The sequence below is a fragment of the Stenotrophomonas maltophilia genome (assembly GCF_001274595.1).
Lineage (GTDB): Bacteria > Pseudomonadota > Gammaproteobacteria > Xanthomonadales > Xanthomonadaceae > Stenotrophomonas > Stenotrophomonas forensis.
Window position 1 is genome coordinate 4050783 of record NZ_CP011010.1, and the last position, 22425, is coordinate 4073207.

Here is a 22425-nt window from a genome sequence, read left to right on the forward strand (position 1 = left end):
CGAACTTCCCAGACCTGAGATTAATCTTCGTGGGATCGCTCCAATCCAGCGCAGTGAATACGCGGTCTGCCATCCTCGCAAATCTAGATAGACGACGCCCGATCCTCCATCCAATCACTCCAAAAATTGAGGCTCCGGCAATGCAGGCGCCAGAAATAACTTCGAACTTACTATCGGATTTGACGTCCCAAACAAAGACAGTTGCGAGAACAGCCGCCCCCCCCACCAAACTACTGAGATCGCCAAGGAAATCCAGAAGACACGCAGCCAGTGCGAGGTACTGCCTGCCGTAACATGAGGATAGGAAACGATCAGCCTCTCATCCTCGTCCAATACAGAGATTGCAAAGAATGTTCCGTCGGGCCATCGCTTGCCCACCACTCTAACGCTCTGCCCCTGCCTGAACGGCCAGTTCCACAGCAGAGCAGACACCGATAGATCTCCCAGCATGAACCTGACTCGCACCACTGGCTCCGCCCCCCTTCGCTTGACATCACGGCCATGCCTGCTGATGGCCCACTCAAGCCGAGCGCTGCTGCAACTGCACCCACTGCGGCCATTTGCTCTCGATCGTCAGAACGGGACAGAACATCCTCGAACGCATGTTCAACGAAAAGTTCTGAGATCACACCAGCCTCTGTATCCAGCGGAATTTTGCTCGGAACATCCATGTAATGTGCGCCTTTCACGACTGCGACCTTGTAGTTACTTTCCCTATTGCTTTGTCAAACGCGTCGTTCTGCTTCAGAACGGCCTCCTGGAGGTTATCGCTGGCCGAGGGAGGAGCTTTACTAGCTGCCCTCCCGAATACGTTGGACTCGCACCACTTCTCGAGATCGTTCGGGCTGATTACCCACACGGTCGCTTCAATCAAAAGCAGTGCCAACGTAATCTCCCAACCGCCCAAGCGCAGTATCCAACCGCCAAGGCGCTTCATAGCCTGACTGGACAAGACGAGTTCCCCTTCCCTCGCGGCCGCAGCCTCTATCCCGGCCCTTAACCCACGAAGACCCAAACTCAACTTATTTCGCCCCAGATGACGCTCAAGAAGACGTACTGTTTACTGGGGAAGCATGGTGCTAGACGCTGCCGTCAGTACCTGAAGTAGGTATCGCCCAAGGCAAGATGATCGCCTGGCTGCCGCTTCTGCTTGGTGATCCGCCGCAGATTGATCCGCTTTGCGTTGGGCCAACCAAGCGTCTGGAATATTGCATCAGCCATCTTTGCGAACCGAGTGAAACGCCGCCCCATTCTGTATCCGATGAAGCAGAAGAGCAAAACGCAGACCAAATAGGCTTGAGCTACCAACACACTTCCGCCTTCGTTCCTGCCAATACTATCTTTAAGCTGAACCAGCCAAAAAATCCGATAACAAGTGCGCACCAAGGCACCGAGAACATCAGGGAATATTTTGCCACCGTCATCCAATGAGCCCACGTGCCCGCACTAACGTGCGGATAAGACACAATCAGCCTACTCTGTTCTTGCAGAACTGACAGGGCGAAGAAGTTTCCGTCGTCCTCATGTCGACCAACCACTCGGACATCGTCGCCCTCCAGAAATGGCCAGTTCCAAAGCACTGCCTTTACTTTGACTGCGCCGAGCCGAAACTCAACGCACGCAACCCGCTCCTCCATTTCCTCAGCGGACATCATCGCCATACTTGCGGCCGGACCGCTGAGCCCAAACGCTGCCGCAATGCTGCCAGTCGCCGCCATCCCCTCACGGTCTCCTCTCCGCCAGAAGACGTTCTGCACTACATGCTGAACTTTCAAGTCAGAGATGATGCCAGCGTGAGTATCGAGCGGCCCATGTTCGGCAGGGTTTACTTGGAGTTCGATACTCACTGCGGCCTCACGGAAACTGAGCCGATAGCCTTTTCAAAAGCCAGTTGCTGCTCTAGTGAAGTTACATAGCTCTTGCTAGACAAGAGATTTCCTCCTAAAGCCTTGTTTCCCTTCTTTCCGAACGCATTTGTCATGCACCACGCCTCCAAGTCATTTGGGCTAATGGCCCATACAAATATTTCAATGCCGAGCAGAACCAATGCAACCTCCCATCCTGCCAATCGCAGCATCCACACACCGACTCGCTTCATCGCCTGCGATGCAATGACATTCCCACCCTCCGTGGCCGCCGCCTCAAGCCCAGCCCTCAGTCCTCTCAGCGCCAAGGTCAACGAATTCCGCCCAATACTGCGCTCGATTACAGGGGATGAGTAGGCGAGCGCGGTTAGGAATTGAGATGATCCGACCGTCGCCAGCGTCAGGGCCTTGGCAAGATGCGCTACGAGCGCCATCTTGTTTGGATACGCATAGGCTTGTTCCGCGTCCGACAAGCTGTAGGCTGCCCCAATAAAACTACCCGCTCCCGCCAGCACACTGCCGGCAACCTTCATCCGAATAGCACTGACACTACCCGCCCCATAGAACTCCCTGGCTACCGTTTCATGCACACTGGTATACACAGCCACAAGCGACATGCCGGACGCCAGTAACGTTGCGTAGTCACGCGTATCCTTATCCACCTTGGTTGCCAGATGGATGAAATTCACCATCTCCAACACGCCCGTAAGGGAATTCAAACGGACGACATTGCGGCTGCTTTCCGCCGCTGCCTGCCAACGCTTGCGCATCGCCAGCGCGCCATGGTGCAGCTCCAGATCTCGAAGCGCGAACTGCATCGGCAGTGCACTCCCCTTCTTGCGATAGAACTGGATGCGCTCCAGGAAATAGCGCTTGCCCTGCTGGCCGCTGCTCAGCTCTTCGGCCACCAGGCTGATCGCCTCGTCGCGCTCCATCAATGCCCGCGTCAGGAGCACAACGCGGACCATGGCATTGCCGACAGTGTCCTGGATGCCCTTCATCGGAAATCGATTCAGAAGGTACGCACCTGCGGTAGTGACGAAGCGATCAACGCCACTGTCGCGAAGGATGCGGGCACTGGCGGTGGAGGGCGCAGCCTCCTTCTGCGCCGCCTCCAACTTGCGGAGCAGGCAAACTGAAAGCTCATACTGACGGCTTTTGGCAGCCATAACGGACAACCACTCCTGGTTACCACAACTCAGTTCAAGTCAGTACCTGAAGTACGTATCACCCAAAGCAGGATGGTCATCCACACTCTTATTCAACTTCGTGATACGCCTTAGATTTATATATTTACCATTGACCCAACCAAGAGATTTGAAGATTGCATCAGCCATCCTTGCATAACGCGTGAAGCGAGAACCAATCCTAACCCCAATGAAGCACGAGACAGAAATGCAACTAATAAATATGTAAAAAAATCTTTTCAGAGAATACCAGTCCCAGGGACCTTCATTAATCGAACCAAAGCCGGCAACCAGAACGTATAGCGCAGCACTTGGCAGTGAGAACATCAGCGTGTACTTCATGACACCGATCCAATGTGCCCAACTTCCAGAGCTGACATGGGGGTATGACACAATCAGCCGCTTATTCTCGTCCAGAACTGACAGAGCAAAGAATTTCCCATCTTCGCCCCTCTTTCCAACGACCTTTACTCGGTCCCCTTCACTGAATGGCCAGTTCCAAAGCAACCCTTCCACTTGGGTTTCGCCAAGCCGGAACTCCACTCTGGTAACTGGCTCAGCCATTTCCTCAGCAGACATCATCGCCATTCCAGCTGCAGGGCCACTCAGCCCCAGTGCGGCGGCAATGGCGCCTGTAGCCGCGATGCCTGATGGATCACCCTCCCGCCAGAATACATTTTCCACAACGTGCTTGACCCGCAGATCGGAGATGATTCCGATTTCGATATCAAGCGAGTTCTTCTCTGACGACACATCGACCTCAGTTTTCATCGCACCCTCAACGTAACCGAGCCGATAGCCTTGTCAAACGCCTGCTTTTGTTCTCGCGGTGTTGAATAGGGCTCGCCACCAAATGTTCGCTCACCTTTTCTAAGGCCCGCATTTGTTCCGAATGCATTGTTCATACACCACTTTTCCAGATCGTTCGGACTGATGGCCCATATCAAGACTTCAATGACAAGAAGAGCCAATGCAACTTGCCAGCCACCCAATCGCAGAATCCACACACCAAGTCGCTTCATTGCCTGCGACGCAACTACAGCCCCCCCTTCTGTCGCCGCTGCCGCTTCAAGCCCTGCTTTCATCCCTCTGAGACCCAAAGTCAATGAATTGCGCCCCAGACTGCGCTCGATGATCGGAGATGAGTAGGCGAGTGCGGTCAGGAACTGCGCACCGCCCACAGACGCCGTCACGAACGCTTTAGTACTCAAAAGTATGTCGGCAGCAAGCTCTTGCTGCCTGTCCGCAGCTTCCGCGTCTAAATAGCTGTAGTACGCCCCAATAAAACTACCCGCTCCCGCCAACACACTGCCGGCAACCTTCATCCGAATGGCACTGACACTACCCGCCCCAAAGAAGTCCTTGGCTACCGTTTCATGCACACTGGTATACACAGCCAAAAGCGACATGCCGGACGCCAATAACGTCGCATAGTCGCGCGTGTCCTTATCGACCTTGGTTGCCAGATGGATGAAGTTCACCATCTCCAACACGCCCGTAAGGGAGTTCAGGCGGACAACATTACGGCTGCTCTCCGCCGCTGCCTGCCAGCGCTTGCGCATTGCCAGTGCACCATGGTGCAGCTCCAGATCGCGAAGCGCGAACTGCATCGGCAGTGCACTCCCCTTCTTGCGATAGAACTGGATGCGCTCCAGGAAATAGCGCTTGCCCTGTTGGCCGCTGCTCAGCTCTTCGGCCACCAGGCTGATCGCCTCGTCGCGCTCCATCAATGCCCGCGTCAGGAGCACGACGCGGACCATGGCATTGCCGACAGTGTCCTGGATGCCCTTCATCGGAAATCGATTCAGAAGGTACGCACCTGCGGTAGTGACGAAGCGATCGACGCCACTCTCGCGAAGGATGCGGGCACTGGCGGTGGGGGGCGCAGCCTCCTTCTGCGCCACCTCCAACTTGCGGTAAAGGCTCAAGAAAGACTTCAGATGTGCGGTGCCTGCAATGAATGCCGCCCAGCTTGCGCCCGTCACCTCAAGAATTGTGTCGGCCCCGACCTGCGCCGCCGAGAGTGTCTGCTCCAGCTCCTTGCGAGCCTCTTCCTGGTTCTTCGCGATAGCTCGCCAGAGCAGGGATCCTCTTCCGGTAACTTTTGTGTCGTTGGCCGATTCAGTCAGAAATGCACGGCCGATCTCGTGCATGCCGAGCGCCGCAATGGCATCGGTGATTACTTCCTCGAACCACACGCCTTGCGCCGCAGACTGGCCGTCAAAGTCCTCCAGCGTTGCCAGAAACAGATCATGGCGGAGCCAGGCAACCAGCACAGCCATCTCTGGGCCCAACCGGTCGAGCACCATCTGCGCCATTGCATCCATGTTCCTCTTGAACGCGGTAAAGCGGGGCTCATCAATCAGCGGCCAGTACTTGTTCTTCCACGCGTCCTGCGCATCCTGCAGATAGAGCGGCAGGAACATGTCTTTGTATGCCTGCTCCCGCTTCCGTTTTTCCTCCTCGGAGATCTTCACTCTCGGGTTCCATGACGGAAGCGAGGGATTCCCGAGGCGGAGCTGCCGTTCTTCTTCCCGCACGGTCTGCGCTGCATAGTTCCCTGCCATCACCGCGCCGTTGAGTTCCAGCAATCGCGAGATCTGTTCGATCTGGTCAACCGCTGAAACCTCCAGCTCGCGCTCCCGCTTGAATTGACCGATGCAGGCAGCCAGATCGTTGCAGTAGCCACTGAGCTCATGCACAGCACCCACCGCGTCCCACAATCCCAGCAGCATGGGCGGGTACTCCTGGCGATCATCACCAATTCGCCCGTTACTGCTGTGTTTCTGTAGCAGCTGGAAGCGCAGTTCGCTCGGATCGATACCATTGCGGGGGTAATCCCGCCTTGACCATGGGTAACGCGTGCCGTGCTTTCGCAGCCGTGCGGTGCTGAGTGCGCCATCCGGTGTGGAGGCAGCTGGGAGCGCGCTGATGTGAGGAAGTTCCGGCGGATCTCCCGTGGGACTTTCCATCCAACGATATTCCATGATCGATGCCAGCCCGGCGGCGTCCTTCAACGGCGCTTGGTCGCCCTCCGCTCTCGCCGACCGGATCCATCTCGCAGGCTCGATCGGCTGCATCCGCTCGGCGCGCAGGACCGGATCGGACCCATAGCGATCCAGCGTCGCAGGTGTCCATGGGTGCTGGGAAAAAGCGAGCCAGACCGTCCCGCACACATCAGGCCGCGGTATGGTGATGAACTCGGTGCGCATATAGTCATGTCCTTTCCGCCCACAGATCGGCAGCCCCGCTCCAACGACGGGGCGGGCGCTCGTGACGGAGGGCTGCCGCCACAACGTACCGTTTTCGGCAATGGCGTAGCATTCCCAGTACCGAGGTCCGTAAGGCCCCTTCTCGTAGTACAGGTACAACATGCCTTGGCGCATGGTCCTGAGAGCATGCTCAAGTCCCGCTGCACTCATGTCAGCGTCGGGCACATGCGAGGGTGATAGGCCGCCCAGGTCGACGTCACAATTGTCGGGCACCAAGGTATAGCGCACCGGCAGAATGGCGAGCCCGGTAGAGCGGCAGATGTCGCAGACCGCGCGGCTCTGCGACTCCGGCGGTGCGGCGGTAACAACAGGAAGGTCAGATACGGTTTGGCTGTCCTTGCCGCGAACTCCCCTGTTGCTGCTGCCGGTATAGGAACCGCTCACGTCGTTTCCTTCCTCGCCATGCTGCGTCATGTGTACAACCCTCCCTTGGTCTCAGCGGCGTGTCCCGACGCCGCCGCGCGTATGTCCTGCCACTCTGCGTCTTCAATGCGCCATGCCAGTTCGTCGTACCGTTCGCCCTGCTCCACCTGCGCCAGCAGCGCCTGAAGGATGGGATGGCGGTGGAAATGAGGGCCAAAGGAGATCGCATGCTTTGCGAATAGATCGAGCTCATGTCCATTGGCCACGCCGCGACGGTGCGCTTCCTCTACACAACGTTGTACGTGTGCGAAGGTCGAACGGTCGGGCAGATCGCCGGTCTGCAGCGCTCCGATCCAGGCCTGGTTCAATGCGCCGATGCATTCCACCTCCGACCAGGAGACGGTCGGGTCGCCGGGCAGCGCGGGCGCGACCATGTTGTTGATGGTCAATTGCCCCCAGCGATCCAGGAATGTCCACGTTGTGGCGCCCGCAAACCGATACGCCCGTTGCGAACGCGATGAGGTGTGCAGGAACAGGTCCGTCACCATGGGATCGTAGTAGCGTAGCCACCGCTTTCGACCTTGGGCGTGCGGGCAGTGAGCGATCGCTTGCGCGGCAAGCTGGTTGGCCAGATGCCGGGGCAGCAATGGCGTCCAAAGCCAGGCACACGCGCGTTGCGGGCGTCCGGTCAGTAACGACGTCACGGAGCGCTGCTCCATCGCCATTGCCATCGCCTGGCCGGACAGCAGGGAATGCATGCCTCTGCTCAGGTCGAGCGGGATCAGGGAAGGCCACATGGCTGCCGGTATCTGCCGAATGGTGATCGGAACGGGTTGGATCCCAGCCGAGTCCAGCAGCGCATCGAAAGCCTCGTCCATCTCGCATCGCTCTACCGCTGGCTGCATCAGCAGGTGGCATTGCCCTGCGCTGCTGCGATCGATATCGATCAGCTGTTCGCACAACGATTCAACCGACATCGGCGCACCCTTCCTGTCGGCATACTGCTGCGTTCAAGTGCGGCTCGCAGCCACTGAACTGCCCAGCTGGAACGTCGGTCTCCTCCGAACTGATCAGCGGCCCCACCCAATCCCGCTGGCTGGCCTTGAACTCCACTTTTCCCGGCGCGCCCAGCTCGATGTTGTCGCCCTCAATGCGAATGTAGGCCCCCGCCGCCGTCGCCAGCAGATGCTTGCTCGGCGCCGACAGCTGCACGTCCGCTTCGGTACTGGCGATGCGTACCTTGGTCTTGGCCGCCACGATCATCTGGTTCTTGTGCGCACGCGCGCTCACCTTGCCTTGCGCGGCGTGCAACGCGATGCCGCGCTCCTGGTTCGGGCTTTCACCGCTGGGCTGCACGCCGGCGGTGTACATCACCAGACCGCCGGCCACCGCCATCGTCAGCGAGCCCTGCGTCATCCAGTTCAGTGCCACGCCACTGGCCAGCGTGGTGTGGGTGCCACTGACCCAGACCTGGTCGGCCGGGGTCAGGCTCAGCACGCCGGCCACACCGCTGCCCAGCAGCACGGGCGCGCTCCAGCCCGGTGCCTCGCCATCGCCGCCGGCGATGCTGCCGGCGGCACTGCCGCTGTAGGTGGCGCGCAGCGTCTCCTGCAGCTCGGTCAGGGTGGTGTCCACCGGCAGCTCGGTCGGCTCGCCGGGCAGCTGCGCCTGCTGGTTGGCGGCCGATTCGGCCAGCTGCTGCAGCAGCTGCTGGCTTTCCTGCAGCTGGCTCAATGCCTGCGGCGCGGCCATCTGCGGCGAGCCCTGCTCGGTGGTCAGCAGCAGGCCGCGTCCGGCACGCAGCGCGCCCTGTGCCTGGGTGGACAGCTCCACGCCGAAACCCCGCTCGCCTTCGCGCACATTGTCCTGGCCGCCCTTGAGGTGGCCCAGGGTCAGCGTGGTCTCGTGCTGGGTGGTGGACAGCTGCGCGCGGCCCTGCCCGGGCGTGTCGTCGAAGCGCAGCTGCTGGTAGCCGCCGGTGCCGCCCTGGCTGTCGGCCAGCGCCTGGCTCTTGAAGCCGGTGTACACCGCGGCGTGGTCGTTGCCCTCGAACCAGGCGGCGGCGTTGCCGGTGGCGGTGGCGCCCCCACCGTTGATCTGGTTGTGCTGTGCGTCCTGCTGGCCACGGCCGTTGTAGACCGCACCGACCACCACCGGGCGGTCGATATCGCCTTCCAGGAACGCCACCAGCACTTCCTGCCCACGCCGCGGCAGCACCACGCCGCCCCAGTTGTCGCCGGCCCACGGGATCATCACCCGCACCCAGGTCCAGGCGCCTCCGTTGGCCGGGGCGTTGTCGTCGCCGCCGGGATGGGCCAGGCCGCTGCTGGCGTTGCCGCCGCGCTGCCACGGGAACTGCACCTTGATGCGATGGTCGCGGTCGGACAGCAGCGGGTCGCCGTCGCTGACCACGACCGCGCTGAGCGTGCCGGTGATGGTCGGCCGCGGATGCAGGTGCGCGCCGTGGCCGTCCTCGGTCTGTGGCCGGTAGTTCACTTCGGCCGGGATGGCGACGAAGCGGTTGTCGTAGAACGCGGTGGACACCTCGCCCGGCGCCTGGCCATAGGCCAGCCCGGACAGCGCGTCCGGCAGCGCCGGCACCGCCACGCTGGCCGGACCCAGGGTCTGTTCCAGTGCGTCGAACACGTCGGCATCGAGGTTGTTGCGCGCCTGGTGCAGCACCGACAGGCACAGGAACTGTGCGTCCTCGCCGACCTGCGGATGCTGCGACAGGCCAAAGCGCGCGCCCGGTGCCAGTGCCCGCCATTGGCCGGCGCCATCGATGGTATGGGCGCGCACGCGCAGCGCGTCCAGATGCTGCTGGGCGCGGCGCTGGCCGCGTGCGTTGTCCTGCCAGCCATACGGGCCGCAGGTATCACGGTCGACAATGCCCAGGTCGTTGCCCTGCCCGGCCTCGGCGCTGGCCTGGCGACGCTCCAGGGTGCGGTAGTCCCAGGTCGTACGTTCGACCTTGCCCGGCCGCCAGCGGTGCGCGGTGGACCACTGCTGCACGCTGTCGCTGCGCTCGCTCTCGTCGCGGCGATGGAAGCGCACGCGGCCCAGCTCCGCGGTGTCGTTGCTGTGGTCGGCCAGCACCAGGGTGTGCGTGCCGAAGTCCGCGCCGCCGGGCTCGCCGGCATGCTCGAACCAGTAATAGATGCCCTCCTCGGCCAGCAGCCGCTGCACGAAGGCCAGATCGCTTTCCTGATACTGGGTGGTCAGGCTGCGCCGCGCGTACTGGCTGGCGTCACCCAGCGACCAGCGCCAGGCCGGCGCCAACCCGCTGTAGTCGGCGAACAGGTCCTCGACGATCTCGACCACGGTCTTGTCGTGGAAGACGTAGCTGTCCACCCGCTGCGACAGGAACGCCAGCCACGGTTGCAGGCGCAGCCGGTAGCGCGCCAGGCCGCCATTGCTGCCCAGCCGCTCGGCGGCGGTGATGCGACCGTGCAACGGGCGCAGGCTGGCGTCGGCCTGCTGCAGCTGCAGCAGCGCGCCCTGTCCGATCAGCGGCGCCAGCTGCAGGCCGGCATCCAGCGACAGTGCGGTGATTGTCCACTGGAAACCCATGCCGTCGATCTGCTCGACGCCATCAAGGGTTTCGGCCACCAGCACATCGCTCCCCAGCGACGTGTGCAGCCGCAGGAAGCGCTGGGCGTGCGAAGGGCCGGCCAGCGCAGAGCGCAGGGCGGGCCATTGCGGAGCAGGAACGGAGCCATCCATGGAGCAACGCGCGCAGGGCCAAGGGGCCGTGAGCGTGTTGCTGAAACAGGGGCCGAGGAAGAGGGAATTGCGACACGGCAGACAGGTCCACCGTGAAACGCAGGCGCTACCTAGGTGTCGCGCCCGCTAGGAAAACTACGAAATGCCGATCGCATGCAGAACAGGAGGGTGTTACCCGCCAAGAGACCAGCCTGAAAACAGCAGCGAGCCAGCCAAGGCAGGAATCAATGCGCCATGCCACGCGTGATCGCCGCAGCGCGCTGCTTCAGCTGGGCCACGGCATCGGGAATCATCTCCATGCCCACGTCCAGGCCCGGGTTCAGCACCAGGCCGACACCGTCGCCGATACCGGCCAGCAGCGCGTGCACCGCGATCGGCATGGCATGGGCAAACTGCGGCAGCTGCTCGTGCCACAGGCCGGCGCGCTCGGGCGAGGTGAACACCGCGAACATCGGTTCGCCGCTCTCGCTGGTCAGCACCAGCGGCGAGATGCTCTCGTCCCAGGCGCCATCTTCGCCGATGGCCTTGTCCAGCAGCACGAACGCCGTCGAGGTCAACAGGCCATCGAGGAACTGCGATGCGGTCAGTGTCCCGTCCTGGGCCTGCAGCAGGCGCACCTCGAGGTCGTTGAGGGGTTCGAACGGGGTGTCGTGGTCCATGGTGGGTTCCGGTACGTGATTGCAGGGCAGACTTTAACAGCCCCGGCGTTCAACCGATGAATCCGTGCCGCCACAGCCAGCCCAGCAGGGCCAGGCCAGCCACGACCACCAGCATCAGCGGCAGGCCGAAGCGGTGCCGCCACGGGATCGGCACCCCACCCAGCTGCTGGTCCATGGTTTCGGTGTCCAGTAACCAGCCGTGCTCGCACCGGGTGCAGGCCAGCTCATAACGGCGCTGGTAGGCGAAGCCGAACAGCAGGTCGATGCGCGCCATCCTGTAGCGCAGCTGCGGCGCGAAGTCGGTTTCCGTTCCGCAACGCAGGCAGTGGTGGGCTTCCGTAGGACCGACGATCATCACCCGTTCCTGCTGGCCGATCAGGATCATGGATCAGCGCGCCTGGCAGGCGGGCTGCTGCAGCAACCACTGCTGCGCCGCAGCCAGCGTGGCGGCATCACTGTCGGTGCGCTGGTCTGGTTCGATCTTCAGCCCATCCCCCTGGCCATTGCGATCCTGCATCACGCTGGTGGTCAGCAGCAGTGCGCTGCCATCGACCAGCGGCCGCATCACGTTGGCAGTGGACAGCCCCGAGGTGGGCTGGCCGAAACTGCGCGTCTGCGGGCGGCCGCGGAAGGCAAGCACGGTCGCCTCGCCGGAACTGGCGGTGCGCGGCCCGGTCAGCACCGCCACCGGCGCGCCTGGGTGTTTCAGCAGATAACCGGGCCCGCCGAGGTCGACCCGCACGCGCTCGCCAAGCCGCACGCTGGACGGTGTCAGCTGCCAGCGCGTGGGGCCGTCCGCGGCGGCGAAGGACCCCACGTCCTCGTCGGCGCTGGGCGTGACGCGCAACAGCGGCGCCGCGCCCAGCAGCATCGGCCACATGTTGCCACCGGTGTTGCCGCGCAGATCGACAATCCAGCCGCAGCGGCTGCCATTGTCCTGGTCATCGATGATCGCCTGCCAGCGCTTGGCACGCTCCTTCATCTGCTGGTGCGCCGTCGGGCCCTGCATGACACCGTAGCCCTCGATCTCCACCCGGCCGATACGCGGGTCCAGTACTTCGGCCGGGGCCGTCGTTGCTTTCGGAGCCGCTGTCGCTGCGCCATTGGCGCGCGCCAGGCGTTCTGCCTTCGCCTGCAGCTGCTTTGCGCTGATCCACTCGCCATGCCCGCCGGAACTGCGGCCGGTGGCCTCCTGCAGCACCGCGCGGGCCTGGGCCGGATCATTCTGCGCCGCCTTCAGGCGCGTACGGATGGCCGGCCAGTCCACGCGGTCGCGGTACAGCGACTCCTTCTCCAGCATGTCCAGCAACTGGGCCTGCGCCTGTGCTGTCGGCAGGTCGATGACGGCCGGGGCGGCAGCCTGCGCGCTGCTGCAGAACAGGGCGCCCAGTGCAGCAGCGATCACGCGAAGATCAAGCGACATTCGACGTTCCTTCGTCTTGGATGAGTACCGCAGCATACGCGCTTGCCGCTGTCGTTGTATGTCGGCTTTGGCACGCGCCGCGCACAGCAACATTTGCAACTTTGCTCATGTTGCCACTCGGGCAAAAGCGCGAAGGTGGCTCTGCCGGCGCGCTTTGCGCTGGCCGGGATTGGCGTCCTGAATCAAACATCGAAGTGATCGAGTTGCCGCCTCAACGGCAATCGCGACAATGCACCGGCTCGCCCATGGCGGGCGGTGCGTGGGGATCCTCGAGATCCGTCGGCTTTTTTCGCTTCGATTTTGACCGGCACGCCAACCCGCACCGCCCGCCACCTTGCATCCCGCAGGTGGCCTTGCCTTGTGAGGTTGCTGCCATGAACACGCCCTACCCCGCCTATCCCCGTCTGCACGCCCTGCTGGGCGATGCCCTGCCCGGCCTGGCGCTGCCCACTCCCGTGGCTGAAGCGCTGGAAGATGCATTGTGCGAGGGCGACGGCGATGCCGCGCCGTCGGCCTTCTTCGCCCGGTTGCGTGGTATCGCGCAAAGCCACGCTGCCGATGGCCAGGCCTGGCGCGAACGGCACCTCAGCGAGTCGCGTGGCCGGGAACTGGCCGAGGCCACGCGGTGCCTCGCGGCGGTGTCCGCCTGCGGGGGTGTGTTGCTGGCGGCGCAGTCGGCGCGCGAGATGGATGATGCGGCAGCGCAGTGCCCGCCGCAGGTGGAGGAAGGCCTGCTGCATGCGGTGGTGGTGCTGGCCGATCATGCGGGCGGGTTGGTGGCACCCGGTGCACGCGCGGGATCGTGACGCCGATGGATTCGTGTCGACCAAGGTCGACACCCACCAGAGCAGATTATGGCGTCGGTTGGAACCCGGAGCAGGTCATGGCGCCGGTTGGAATCCAGAGCGCATCATGGCGGTGATGGGATGAGTGCCGACCGAGGTCGGCACCCACCCGGGCGCGCGGCCGTCACCAGTCCGCGCGCAGGCCGATGTTGCCTTCGATGATGCGGCGCTTCTCGTTGCGATCGCCGCCCAGTTCGCGGGTGTAATCGGCCACCGCGTAGGCGCTGATGGTGCGGTTGAAGCGCCCGACCACACCCACGCCGGCTTCCAGCGCACGCGAGCGCTGCGAGTTGACGATCACGTCGCCGTCGAAGCGGATGCGATCCTCGCCGGAGCCGCCGTGCCAGTAGTTGAGCTTGAAGTACGGCTGCCAGCCGTTGTCGGCCAACTGGTAGTCACCGGTCAGGCGCAGGCCGATGCGGCCGGTCCAGGCGTTGTCGTTGTCGAAGCGCACGCTCGATACCGCATCACGACGGTCATCCAGCGCGGTGCGCTGCCAGATCACCTGTACCTGCGGCTCCAGCCACCAGGCCGACTGGCCGAACTGCAGCAGCGGCTTGCCGGCCTCCACCGACACGCTGGTGCCATCGCCCTTGATGCCGAAGCCCAGCCCGCGCGAGGAACGCACGCGCCCGTCGTAACGGCTCTGCATCGCTACCGCATCGATGTAGCCACCGTTGCTGCCGGTGAGTGTCCAGTACAGGCCCACGTGCTTGTCGTCCAGCCGGTTCTGGCCCACCTGCACGTTCTCCCAGCCCAGCGCCAGGCCGGTGGTCTTGCCCTGCGCGCGGGTACGGCCGACAAACACGCCGATCTGGTTGCGATGGTTGTCGTTGGCCGCAGCCCACACATCAAGGCCGGCCTGCAGGCCCATCACATCGCCGTCGAACCCGGGCTGCGCATCGCCCTTCCAGTGAATCTCGCTGCTCTGCCCGACCAGCCGGCCCCAGGCGGTGCGCAGCGCGCCCTGGTTGTACAGCAGGCGCTGCTCGCCCTGCCGTTCGTGGAACGTGCCGAGGCTGGCCAGAGAGGCCTCGCGCAGCAGGGGCGGCACCACCGCGTAGGTGGCGGTCTCCACGCGGTACAGCGGCACCACGGCGCCCTCTGCCGGGCGCGCATCCGGTGTCGGCGGCGCGCCCGTGCCGGGCAGACTGCCACCGGCCACCGGCACCTCGGGCACTTCCGGATCGGTCGGCGGCGGCGCCGGCGGTGGCTCCGGCGGCGGTGGCGGTGGGGCGGTCTCACCGGCGGTCAGGTCCGGATCGGTGGCGCCTTCGGGCGGCGGGGGTGGCGCCGGCGTGATCGGCGGCGGCGGGGCCACCGGCGGTGTTGGCGGTGGTGGCGTGACGGTACCGCCGCCATTGGGCGCCGGGGCTGGTCCCTGCACCAGCGTCGAGCGCAGGTACCAGTTCTCGCCGGTGCCCGCGCTGACCCCGCCCTTGAACAGGAAGTACTCATAGGCACCGGCCGCCACGGGCGCAAACAGCGAGAATGCGCCCGGCGCGGTGGTGGCGCCATTCAATGCCTGCACCACCAGGATGCCGTCGGTACGTGTCGCCGCACCACCGCCGCCCACGTTGAGGATGCCGACGCCGGTGCTGCCGGTGGCCGTGCCGCCGTCGAACACCAGCGTGTCACTGGCCGAATCATCGGCCCCCAGCACCGTCTTCAGGTACAGACCGCCACCGTCGCCGCGGTAATTGCCGCGCACGGTGAAGGCATCACCGGCGCTGCCGCTGGCGGTCAGGTCGATGCGCCCGGCATTGACCATGTTGACCAGGCCCGATGCCATGAACGGACGGATGGCATGGTTGCCGCCGCCAGCGAACAATGTGCTGGTGTCGTCGACGGTGAGCGTACCGGTGCCGGTGCCGGCATCGCCCAGAACCAGATTGCCGTCGAAGGTCAGTTCGGTGCTGCTGGCCAGGCTGATCGTTTCCCAGTTCTGGAAGCGCCCGACGCCGGTGGTCTTGACGTTGGTGAGGTTGAGCTGGTCGATGCCGCTGCCGCCGTCGAACAGGGGGACTGCACCGACGTGGGTCTGGGTGAGGTTGGCCAGGTTCGCAACGTCGTCATCCGGGCCCATGTCGATCGCGCCGTAGACGATGCCGCCATCAATCCAGTTGAAGGTGTCATTGCCGGTGCTGAGCAGCACCTGGCCGCGCACGGTGCCATCAGTGATGGTCACGCTGTCGGCACCGCCGCTGACGCTGATGTTGCCGCCGATGTAGGCCGTGCCCGAAATGATGATGGTGTCGGTGTCGAAGCCGGTCACCACGTTGCCGTCCACGGTACCGCCGGACATGTCCCACAGGTTCTTGTCGAGCTTCATGTTGACCCGGCCGATGCGGCCACCGGTCATCCAGGCCCGGTCGCCATCTTCGAAGGCACCGATGATGCGGCCACCACTCATGCGGAAGGTGTCGATGTTGTCGCCCTGCTGCAGGGCGCCGACGGTGCCGCCGGTCATGACGAAATCGTCGCGGCCACTGCCCTGCGCGACCACGCCGGTGATGGTGCCGCCGGTCACCGTCATCTGGTCATCGCCGCTGCCCTGGTCGACACGGTCGAGGGTGCCGTCGTTGAGCAGCAGCACATCGTTGCCATCGCCCTGCAGGACACCGCCGGTGATGCTGCCGGCCTGCATCTCCAGGCGATCATTGCCGGCACCGAACTGCACGCCGGTTCCGCCACTGAGCGTTCCGCGGTTGACCAGCACGCTGTCACCATTGCCGACGAACTGCAGGGCGATGTTGTTGCCCGTGCTGATGCTGCCAAGGTTCTCGACGCGGCTGCCGCCGCCGAGCTGCACCGCCACGCCGCTGACCGAACTGATCGCGCCCTGGTTGGACAGCAGATGGCCCCCTGCGCCGACCAGCGAGATGGCGGAACCGCCACCGCTCTGCTGCAGTTGCGCGCTGCTGGCAACGTTGACGGTGATGCCGGCCGCGCCGCTGGCAGCGATGGGAACGGTCTGCGGGTTGGGTGCGCTGGCAGTGCAGGTGACCGTCTGGCCGGCAACGGGCGCAATGGCGTCACAGCCGGCCCAGGCGACGCTGGCGGACATCAGCATGACGGAGGGAACGGCCAGGGCCTGCAGCACGGAAACGGTGAGGCGGCGCGGACGAAACGCGCGCGGGACGGCACGGGACATACAGCACTCCTGGACAGGGGATCAGGAACTGCGGATATGCGGTACTGCGAGCGCAGTCTGCCTTGTCGTGAATGGTTTCGACAGGTGAATTTACGTGCCAGTGATCACACTTCAATTGCGAACTCGAGCGACTCTCACCTGGCCTCTACGTGACTGAAACCATTCATTTTTCTGAAGGCCACCAGTAGCGAGAAGAGCATCCACGCAGGGCGTGGATCTACTGAACCAGCACGCGCATCCCGGACGATCCACGCCATGCGTGGATGAGGCGGGTCAGATCTTCAGGTAGATCTTCCGCCGGTCCAACCACCAGGCCACGCCCCACCACAGCGCGACGAATGCCACCGCCTGCAGTATCGACGCCAGCTCCAGCGCCTGTGGCATCGCATCGGCCAGCTGCTGCCAGATCCAGCCCCAGGCGCCAGTAGCCATCAGCACCACGGACATGACCGACGCGCCAAGATAGGCGGTGATCGCATTGACCCCGAAGCGCCGCCCCAGCGCCGGCCAACCCTTGCGGTCGATCAGCACGTGGCCCAGCCACAGCGCCAGTGCGGCAAGGCCACCGGTCCACAGCACATAGCTGGGCGTCCACAGCTGTTTGTTCAACGGCAGCACGGTGGCCAGCAGCAACCCGAGCACAGCGGTTGCCACGCCCAGCCCGGCCAGGGCCGCCGAACGCCCGTTGCGCAGCAGGCCGCCGGCAAACAGGCCGAGCACGGTGCTGGCCAGGGCGCCCAGGGTACTCAGCAATCCTTCCGGGTCATGGCCAAGCCCGGTATCGGCATGCCACTGGTAGATCCACGGGGCGAACAGCGCGGTATCCAGGCGGCTGGCCGGATTGGTCCACGGCGCCAGATCGCCGATGCCCAGCAGCAGTACGGTGTACCCCACCAGCAGCGTGACCAGCACGGCCGCCTGCACGCGCGGCCGCGCATACACCGCCAGCACGCCCACCAGCGCCGCACATACCGCGATGCGTTGCAGCACGCCCCATATGCGGAAGTGATGCGTATGCAGCGCCCACCAGATCAACAGATGCAACAGCGCACCGGCCAGCAGGATGCGCAGCGCGCGTTCCAGCACGCCACGCGCCAACGCAGGGCGGACCGACGCGTCCAGCGCGCGCGGTGCCACGCTGAAGGCCATCGACACACCGACCAGGAACAGGAAGAACGGGAACACCAGATCGGTGGGCGTGCAGCCGTGCCATTCCGAATGACGCAGTGGTGCGAACACCGCGCTCCAGTCACCCGGATTGTTGACCAGCAGCATCGCCGCCACGGTGATGCCGCGCAGGGCATCGATCGAGCCCAGCCGGCGTGGCGGCGTAGCGTTCATCAGGCGGCCTCGTACTGTCCGGCGATCCAGGTGCCGCGCACCTGCAGGGCGTCATCCAACAGCACCAGGTCGGCCTGGTAGCCCTCTGCGATGTGGCCGAGGCGGTCATCGACATTGAGGAACTGCGCCGGGTAGGTCGAGGCCATGCGTGCGGCTTCGGCCAGCGGCTGGCCGAGCAGCTGCACCGTGTTGCGCACGGCGGTGGCCATGTCCAGCGCCGAACCGGCCAGTGCACCTGCGGCGTTGCGGACCACGCCGTCGATGGCCGTGATGGTTTCGCCGTACAGCACATAGCTCGGGTCATCGGCACCGACCGGCGGCATTGCATCGGTCACAAGCAGCAGGCGGCCACGCGGCTTGGCCGCCAGGGCCACGCGCAGGCTGGCCGGATGCACATGCACGCCATCGACGATGATGCCGATCCAGCTGTCGCGGTCTTCCAGCGCGGCGCCCACTGCGCCGGGTTCGCGGCCCTGCAATGGCGACATCGCGTTGTACAGATGGGTGAAGCCACGCACGCCGGCATCCAGGCCCGCACGGATCTCTTCGTAGGTGCCTGCGGTATGCCCAGCGGCGACGATCACGCCTCGCTCGACCAGCGCACGGATGGTCTCCAGCGGCACGCGTTCCGGCGCCAGCGTCAGCAGGGTCACGCCGTTGTCGAGCGACGCGGCCAGCGCGATCTCATCCTCGTCCGGCACGCGGAACTTGCTGGCATCGTGGGTGCCCTTGCGCGCAGGTGCGATGTAGGGGCCTTCCAGATGGATGCCGATCACGCCCGGCACGCCCTGTGCGATGGCCTCGCGCATCGCACCGATGGCCTCGCGCATCACGCCCACGTCGTCGCTGATCAGCGTCGGCAGCATCGCGGTGGTGCCGAAACGGCGGTGCGCCTGCGCGATGGTGCGCAGCGACGCAACGTCCGGCGTGTTGTTGAACAGCGCACCGCCGCCGCCGTTGACCTGCACGTCGATGAAGCCGGGCAGCAGCCAGCCGCCTCCCAGGTCCACCTGCTCGGCGGCCTGGCCGATCTGCGGCGCGGCATCGGGCAGCAGCGCACTGATGCGGCCGTCCTCGATCACCACCGCCAGATCGTCGCGGAATTCATCGCCTGCAAGGATGCGGGCGTTACGCAGGACCGTGGCCATCAGACCGTCTCCGTGACCTTGTTCAGGTGCGGCGGCAGATCCGGGTTGAAGCCACGGCGCAGCGCCAGCGCGTTGATCGCGCGGTAGAAGCTCTGCACGGTCAGCAGCGGCGCGCACAACGGATGCGGCGCGGCCGCGACCGGCAGGTTGCCGCCAGCACCGGCCAGCCATACCTGTGCACCGCGCGCGGTGAATTCATCGACCACTGCGCGGGTGCCGGCACCGGTCTCGTCCGGCTGTGCGAAGGCAAGCACCGGGAAGCCACGATCGACCAGCGCCATCGGGCCATGCTTGACCTCGGCCGAGCTGTAGGCCTCGGCATGCAGGCTGCAGGTTTCCTTGAACTTCAGCGCGGCTTCCTGCGCTGCGCCCAGGCCCAGGCCGCGGCCGAGCACGAACAGGTTGGTGGCCTCGACCAGGCCGTCGGTCACCGCGCTCCAGTCGCACTGCCAGGCCGCACGCATCGCATCCGGCAACAGGTCCAGTGCGGCACGCAGGTTGCTGTCCTGCTTCCAGTACGCGGCCAGCTGCAGCAGCGCAGCCAGCGAAGCCAGGTAGCTCTTGGTGGCCGCCACGCTCTTCTCGGCACCGGCATGCAGCGGAATGACCGTGTCGGCCAGCTGCGCCAGCGGTGAATCCTCGACGTTGACCAGCGCGATCACGCGCGCACCGGCCGCCTTGGCGGCTTCCGCATTGCGCAACAGGTCCGGGCTCTTGCCCGACTGCGAGATGACGATGAACAGTGCGCCACGCAGTTGCAGCGGTGCGGCGTACACCGAGCCCACCGACGGCGAGGCCGAGGCCACCACCAGGCCCAGCTGGGTTTCCAGCAGGTATTTGCCGTAGGTGGCGGCGTGGTCGGAGCTGCCACGCGCGCAGGTGACCACGAACGGCGGCGGCGCCGCGCGCAGGCTGGCGGCCAGGGTTTCCATGGTGGCGTGGTTGCGCGAGAACTGGCGGGCGACCACGTCGGCTGCTTCAGCGGCCTCGGCGAACATCAGGGTGGAAGTGGGGTCTGACAGCGACATGGCAGGCTCAGGCAGGATCGGAAGGAAGGGGGCGTGCGCCGGCCGGGCGCATCGGCGCCGTAGAACCGCGCACCACCAGTTGTGGCACGAAGCCCTGGTTGTGCAGCGGTGCCGGCGCGTCGTCGTAGGCGTCGCTGCGCAGCTGCGCGATCAGCAGGCGTGCGGCGTGGCGGGCGATGTCCTCGGTGGCCTGCTTGGCGGTGGTCAGCGGCGGCCACGACTGGCGCGAGAACGGGCTGTCCTCGAACCCGGCGATGGACAGGTCATAGGGCACGTTCATGCCGGCCGACTTGGCGGCGGCCAGCACGCCGGCGGCGATTTCATCGTTGGAGCCGAAGATGGCGGTGGGAGGCTCGCGCAGCGCCAGCAGGCGGCGCGCGCCGCGGAAACCGTCGTCGAAGGTGTAATCACCCTGCACCACCAGGTGCTTGTCCACGGTCATGCCGTAGTCCTTCAGCGCAGCCTCGTAACCGGCATAGCGCTCGCCGGAGGAGCGGTGCGAGATGCCGCCCCAGAGGAAGCCGATGCGCTGGTGGCCCAGCTGGATCAGGTGCTCGGTGATTTCGTAGGCGGCCTCGCGGTCGTCGACGAACACACAGGCGCCGTCGGCCGGGTCTTCGGTGGCGGCGATGATGCGCACCAGCTTGATGCCACGCGCGGTCAACGCCTGGATCAGGTCGCGGCGCTCGGACATCGGTGCGGTCAGCACCAGCCCGGCCAGGCGCGAACGCTGCACCCAGTCGGCCAGTTCATCGGCCAGCAGCGGCGAGCTGGAATCGCAGGGATGGATCTGCAGGCCGAAGCCGGTCTCGCGGCACGCGGCCAGCACGCCGTTCTGCACGCCGATGATGTGGTACGGGTTGGGGTTGTCGTAGACCAGCCCGATCACGAAGGTGGTGCCGCTGCGCAGGTTGCGCGCGGACGGGTCGGGCTCGTAGTCGAGCTCGGCGATGGCACGCAGCACCCGTGCACGGGTGGCCTGCATCACCGAGGGCTCGTTGTTGATCACCCGCGAGACCGTCTTCAGCGAGACCTTGGCCTTCTCCGCAACGTCCTTGATGGTCGCTCTGCGCATGGGTTTTCCCTGGGGTTGGCTGCCGTCCATCATCGCCGATCAGGCCTTGTCCTGCGGCAGGCCGGCGCGATGGCCGATCACCGAGTAGAACAGGATGTACAGGTAGCACGGCACCATCAGCAGCACGAACACCAGCTGGAAGTCGATGTGCTGCTTGAGCACGGCGAACAGCTGGGGAATGATCGCGCCGCCGGCGATGCCCATCACCAGCAGCGCCGAACCGGTTTCGGTGAAGCGGCCCAGGCCACGGATCGCCAGCGGGAAGATCGCCGGCCACATCATCGCGTTGGCAAAGCCCAGTGCGGCCACGAAGCCCACCGAGACGTAGCCGTGGGTGACCCAGGCGCCAAGGCAGAACACCACGCCCAGCACGGCGGAAATGGTCAGGTAGCGCGACTGCGAGACCACCTTCGGGATCAGCAGCAGGCCGACCACGTAGCCGATGAGCATGGCAAACAGGGTCAGCGAGGTGAACATCTTGGTCTGGTCCAGCGGCAGGTCGAAGCCGTGGCCGTAGGTACCGATCGCATCGCCGGCCATCACCTCCACGCCCACGTACACGAACAGACACAGCACGCCCAGCCACAGGTGCGGGAACTGGAAGATGCTGCGGCGCTCGGCGGCACCGGCGGTGGTGGGCGTGGCGTTGGCTTCGGCGGACTTGATTTCCGGCAGCGGCGAGAACAGCACGGCCACCGCCAGCAGCACCAGCAGACCGGCCATGGCCAGGTACGGCGCGTGGATCTTGGCGGCGAAATCGTTGAGCAGCTGCGCCTTGGTCGCTTCATCGGCAACGGCCACGCTGGCCGACAGGTCACCGATGCCGTGCAGCACCACGGTACCGATCAGTACCGGCGCCAGCATGCCGGCGATCTTGTTGCAGATGCCCATCAGCGCGATGCGCCGCGCCGCGGTCTCGATCGGGCCGAGGATGGAGATGTAGGGGTTGATCGCGGTCTGCAGCAGGGCCAGGCCGCTGCCGATCACGAACAGGCCGCCGAGCGCGCCCGGGTACCAGCGCTGGGTGGCGAATTCGCCGAACAGCGCGGCACCACCGGCCATCACCAGCAGGCTCAGGCTCAGGCCCTTCTTCATGCCGGTGCGGCGCAGGATCCACGACGACGGCAGGGCCAGGAAGAAGTAGGACAGGTAGAACACCATCAGCACCAGGAAGGCGCCGACCTCGCTGAGTTCGAAGGCGAGCTTGACGAAGGTGATCAGTGGCCCGTTGAGCCAGGTGAAGAAGCCGATCAGGAAGAACAGCACGCCGACGATGGCGATGGAGGTGGCCACGTTCGGGCGCGCGCTTGCAGCGGGGACGGCGGACATCAGGAGGGCTCCT

The 22425-nt window shown here is 64.7% G+C and carries 16 protein-coding genes; 1 reads left to right on the forward strand and 15 read right to left on the reverse strand.

The window, feature by feature from the left end:
• Positions 1–1301 precede the first annotated feature (1301 nt).
• The 9 genes from VN11_RS22970 to VN11_RS18495 form a co-directional block, all read right to left on the reverse strand.
• On the reverse strand, positions 1302–1847 hold the full coding sequence (locus tag VN11_RS22970; protein WP_148564997.1) for a putative type VI secretion system effector: 546 nt from the start codon (positions 1845–1847) through the stop codon (positions 1302–1304).
• Positions 1844–3034 carry a hypothetical protein gene (locus tag VN11_RS18465; protein ID WP_053450801.1) on the reverse strand — a complete coding sequence of 397 codons (1191 nt, stop codon included), beginning with the start codon at positions 3032–3034 and terminating at the stop codon, positions 1844–1846. The genes VN11_RS22970 and VN11_RS18465 overlap by 4 nt, the downstream gene beginning before the upstream one ends.
• Before the next feature lie 39 nt (positions 3035–3073).
• A complete protein-coding gene (locus VN11_RS22800; protein WP_148564998.1) occupies positions 3074–3823 on the reverse strand; it encodes a putative type VI secretion system effector in 750 nt (249 codons plus the stop codon).
• Positions 3820–6738 carry a T6SS effector BTH_I2691 family protein gene (locus tag VN11_RS18470; RefSeq protein WP_053450802.1) on the reverse strand — a complete coding sequence of 973 codons (2919 nt, stop codon included), beginning with the start codon at positions 6736–6738 and terminating at the stop codon, positions 3820–3822. Before VN11_RS18470 ends, VN11_RS22800 begins: the two co-directional genes overlap by 4 nt.
• A complete protein-coding gene (locus tag VN11_RS18475) occupies positions 6735–7664 on the reverse strand; it encodes a DUF4123 domain-containing protein (RefSeq protein ID WP_053450803.1) in 930 nt (309 codons plus the stop codon). Before VN11_RS18475 ends, VN11_RS18470 begins: the two co-directional genes overlap by 4 nt.
• Positions 7654–10410: a type VI secretion system Vgr family protein gene (locus tag VN11_RS18480; protein ID WP_080374964.1), complete on the reverse strand. Its 2757-nt coding sequence runs from the start codon at positions 10408–10410 to the stop codon at positions 7654–7656. The genes VN11_RS18475 and VN11_RS18480 overlap by 11 nt, the downstream gene beginning before the upstream one ends.
• A 224-nt stretch (positions 10411–10634) precedes the next feature.
• A complete protein-coding gene (locus tag VN11_RS18485; protein WP_006470037.1) occupies positions 10635–11069 on the reverse strand; it encodes an SseB family protein in 435 nt (144 codons plus the stop codon).
• Positions 11070–11118: 49 nt separating this feature from the next.
• Positions 11119–11454, reverse strand: a complete 336-nt coding sequence (locus VN11_RS18490) for a hypothetical protein (protein ID WP_053450804.1) — start codon at positions 11452–11454, stop codon at positions 11119–11121.
• A 3-nt stretch (positions 11455–11457) separates the two neighbouring features.
• On the reverse strand, positions 11458–12492 hold the full coding sequence (locus tag VN11_RS18495) for a S41 family peptidase (protein WP_080374965.1): 1035 nt from the start codon (positions 12490–12492) through the stop codon (positions 11458–11460).
• A 374-nt stretch (positions 12493–12866) separates the two neighbouring features.
• Here VN11_RS18495 and VN11_RS18500 point away from each other — a divergent pair, with 374 nt between their 5' ends.
• Positions 12867–13298: a hypothetical protein gene (locus tag VN11_RS18500; RefSeq protein ID WP_053450806.1), complete on the forward strand. Its 432-nt coding sequence runs from the start codon at positions 12867–12869 to the stop codon at positions 13296–13298.
• Between the two features lie 163 nt (positions 13299–13461).
• Here VN11_RS18500 and VN11_RS18505 read toward each other — a convergent pair whose 3' ends face one another.
• The 6 genes from VN11_RS18505 to VN11_RS18530 all read right to left on the reverse strand — a co-directional run bounded on the left by VN11_RS18505 (position 13462) and on the right by VN11_RS18530 (position 22412).
• Positions 13462–16491 (reverse strand): autotransporter outer membrane beta-barrel domain-containing protein, encoded by a 3030-nt coding sequence (locus tag VN11_RS18505; protein WP_053450807.1) that lies wholly within the window; start codon positions 16489–16491, stop codon positions 13462–13464.
• Between the two features lie 273 nt (positions 16492–16764).
• Entirely contained in the window at positions 16765–17832 is a 1068-nt protein-coding gene (locus VN11_RS18510; protein ID WP_053450808.1) for an acyltransferase family protein, read from the reverse strand.
• Complete coding sequence (gene nagA, locus VN11_RS18515; protein WP_053450809.1) at positions 17832–18980, reverse strand: N-acetylglucosamine-6-phosphate deacetylase; 1149 nt, start codon at positions 18978–18980, stop codon at positions 17832–17834. The genes VN11_RS18510 and nagA overlap by 1 nt, the downstream gene beginning before the upstream one ends.
• A complete protein-coding gene (locus VN11_RS18520; protein WP_053450810.1) occupies positions 18980–20008 on the reverse strand; it encodes an SIS domain-containing protein in 1029 nt (342 codons plus the stop codon). The genes nagA and VN11_RS18520 overlap by 1 nt, the downstream gene beginning before the upstream one ends.
• Before the next feature lie 7 nt (positions 20009–20015).
• Positions 20016–21083: a LacI family DNA-binding transcriptional regulator gene (locus VN11_RS18525; RefSeq protein ID WP_006391719.1), complete on the reverse strand. Its 1068-nt coding sequence runs from the start codon at positions 21081–21083 to the stop codon at positions 20016–20018.
• Between the two features lie 39 nt (positions 21084–21122).
• A complete protein-coding gene (locus VN11_RS18530) occupies positions 21123–22412 on the reverse strand; it encodes a sugar MFS transporter (protein WP_053450811.1) in 1290 nt (429 codons plus the stop codon).
• Between the last annotated feature and the right edge of the window lie 13 nt (positions 22413–22425).

What these genes read in the sequence shown, in the direction of transcription:
- VN11_RS22800 (WP_148564998.1), bottom strand. Translation starts at nt 3,823, where the DNA reads ATGAAAACTGAGGTCGATGTGTCGTCAGAGAAGAACTCGCTTGATATC.
- nagA (WP_053450809.1), bottom strand. Translation starts at nt 18,980, where the DNA reads ATGGCCACGGTCCTGCGTAACGCCCGCATCCTTGCAGGCGATGAATTC.
- VN11_RS18510 (WP_053450808.1), bottom strand. Translation starts at nt 17,832, where the DNA reads ATGAACGCTACGCCGCCACGCCGGCTGGGCTCGATCGATGCCCTGCGC.
- VN11_RS18525 (WP_006391719.1), bottom strand. Translation starts at nt 21,083, where the DNA reads ATGCGCAGAGCGACCATCAAGGACGTTGCGGAGAAGGCCAAGGTCTCG.
- VN11_RS18465 (WP_053450801.1), bottom strand. Translation starts at nt 3,034, where the DNA reads ATGGCTGCCAAAAGCCGTCAGTATGAGCTTTCAGTTTGCCTGCTCCGC.
- VN11_RS18505 (WP_053450807.1), bottom strand. Translation starts at nt 16,491, where the DNA reads ATGTCCCGTGCCGTCCCGCGCGCGTTTCGTCCGCGCCGCCTCACCGTT.
- VN11_RS18520 (WP_053450810.1), bottom strand. Translation starts at nt 20,008, where the DNA reads ATGTCGCTGTCAGACCCCACTTCCACCCTGATGTTCGCCGAGGCCGCT.
- VN11_RS18490 (WP_053450804.1), bottom strand. Translation starts at nt 11,454, where the DNA reads ATGATCCTGATCGGCCAGCAGGAACGGGTGATGATCGTCGGTCCTACG.
- VN11_RS18475 (WP_053450803.1), bottom strand. Translation starts at nt 7,664, where the DNA reads ATGTCGGTTGAATCGTTGTGCGAACAGCTGATCGATATCGATCGCAGC.
- VN11_RS18530 (WP_053450811.1), bottom strand. Translation starts at nt 22,412, where the DNA reads ATGTCCGCCGTCCCCGCTGCAAGCGCGCGCCCGAACGTGGCCACCTCC.
- VN11_RS18500 (WP_053450806.1), top strand. Translation starts at nt 12,867, where the DNA reads ATGAACACGCCCTACCCCGCCTATCCCCGTCTGCACGCCCTGCTGGGC.
- VN11_RS18495 (WP_080374965.1), bottom strand. Translation starts at nt 12,492, where the DNA reads ATGTCGCTTGATCTTCGCGTGATCGCTGCTGCACTGGGCGCCCTGTTC.
- VN11_RS18470 (WP_053450802.1), bottom strand. Translation starts at nt 6,738, where the DNA reads ATGACGCAGCATGGCGAGGAAGGAAACGACGTGAGCGGTTCCTATACC.
- VN11_RS18480 (WP_080374964.1), bottom strand. Translation starts at nt 10,410, where the DNA reads ATGGATGGCTCCGTTCCTGCTCCGCAATGGCCCGCCCTGCGCTCTGCG.
- VN11_RS18485 (WP_006470037.1), bottom strand. Translation starts at nt 11,069, where the DNA reads ATGGACCACGACACCCCGTTCGAACCCCTCAACGACCTCGAGGTGCGC.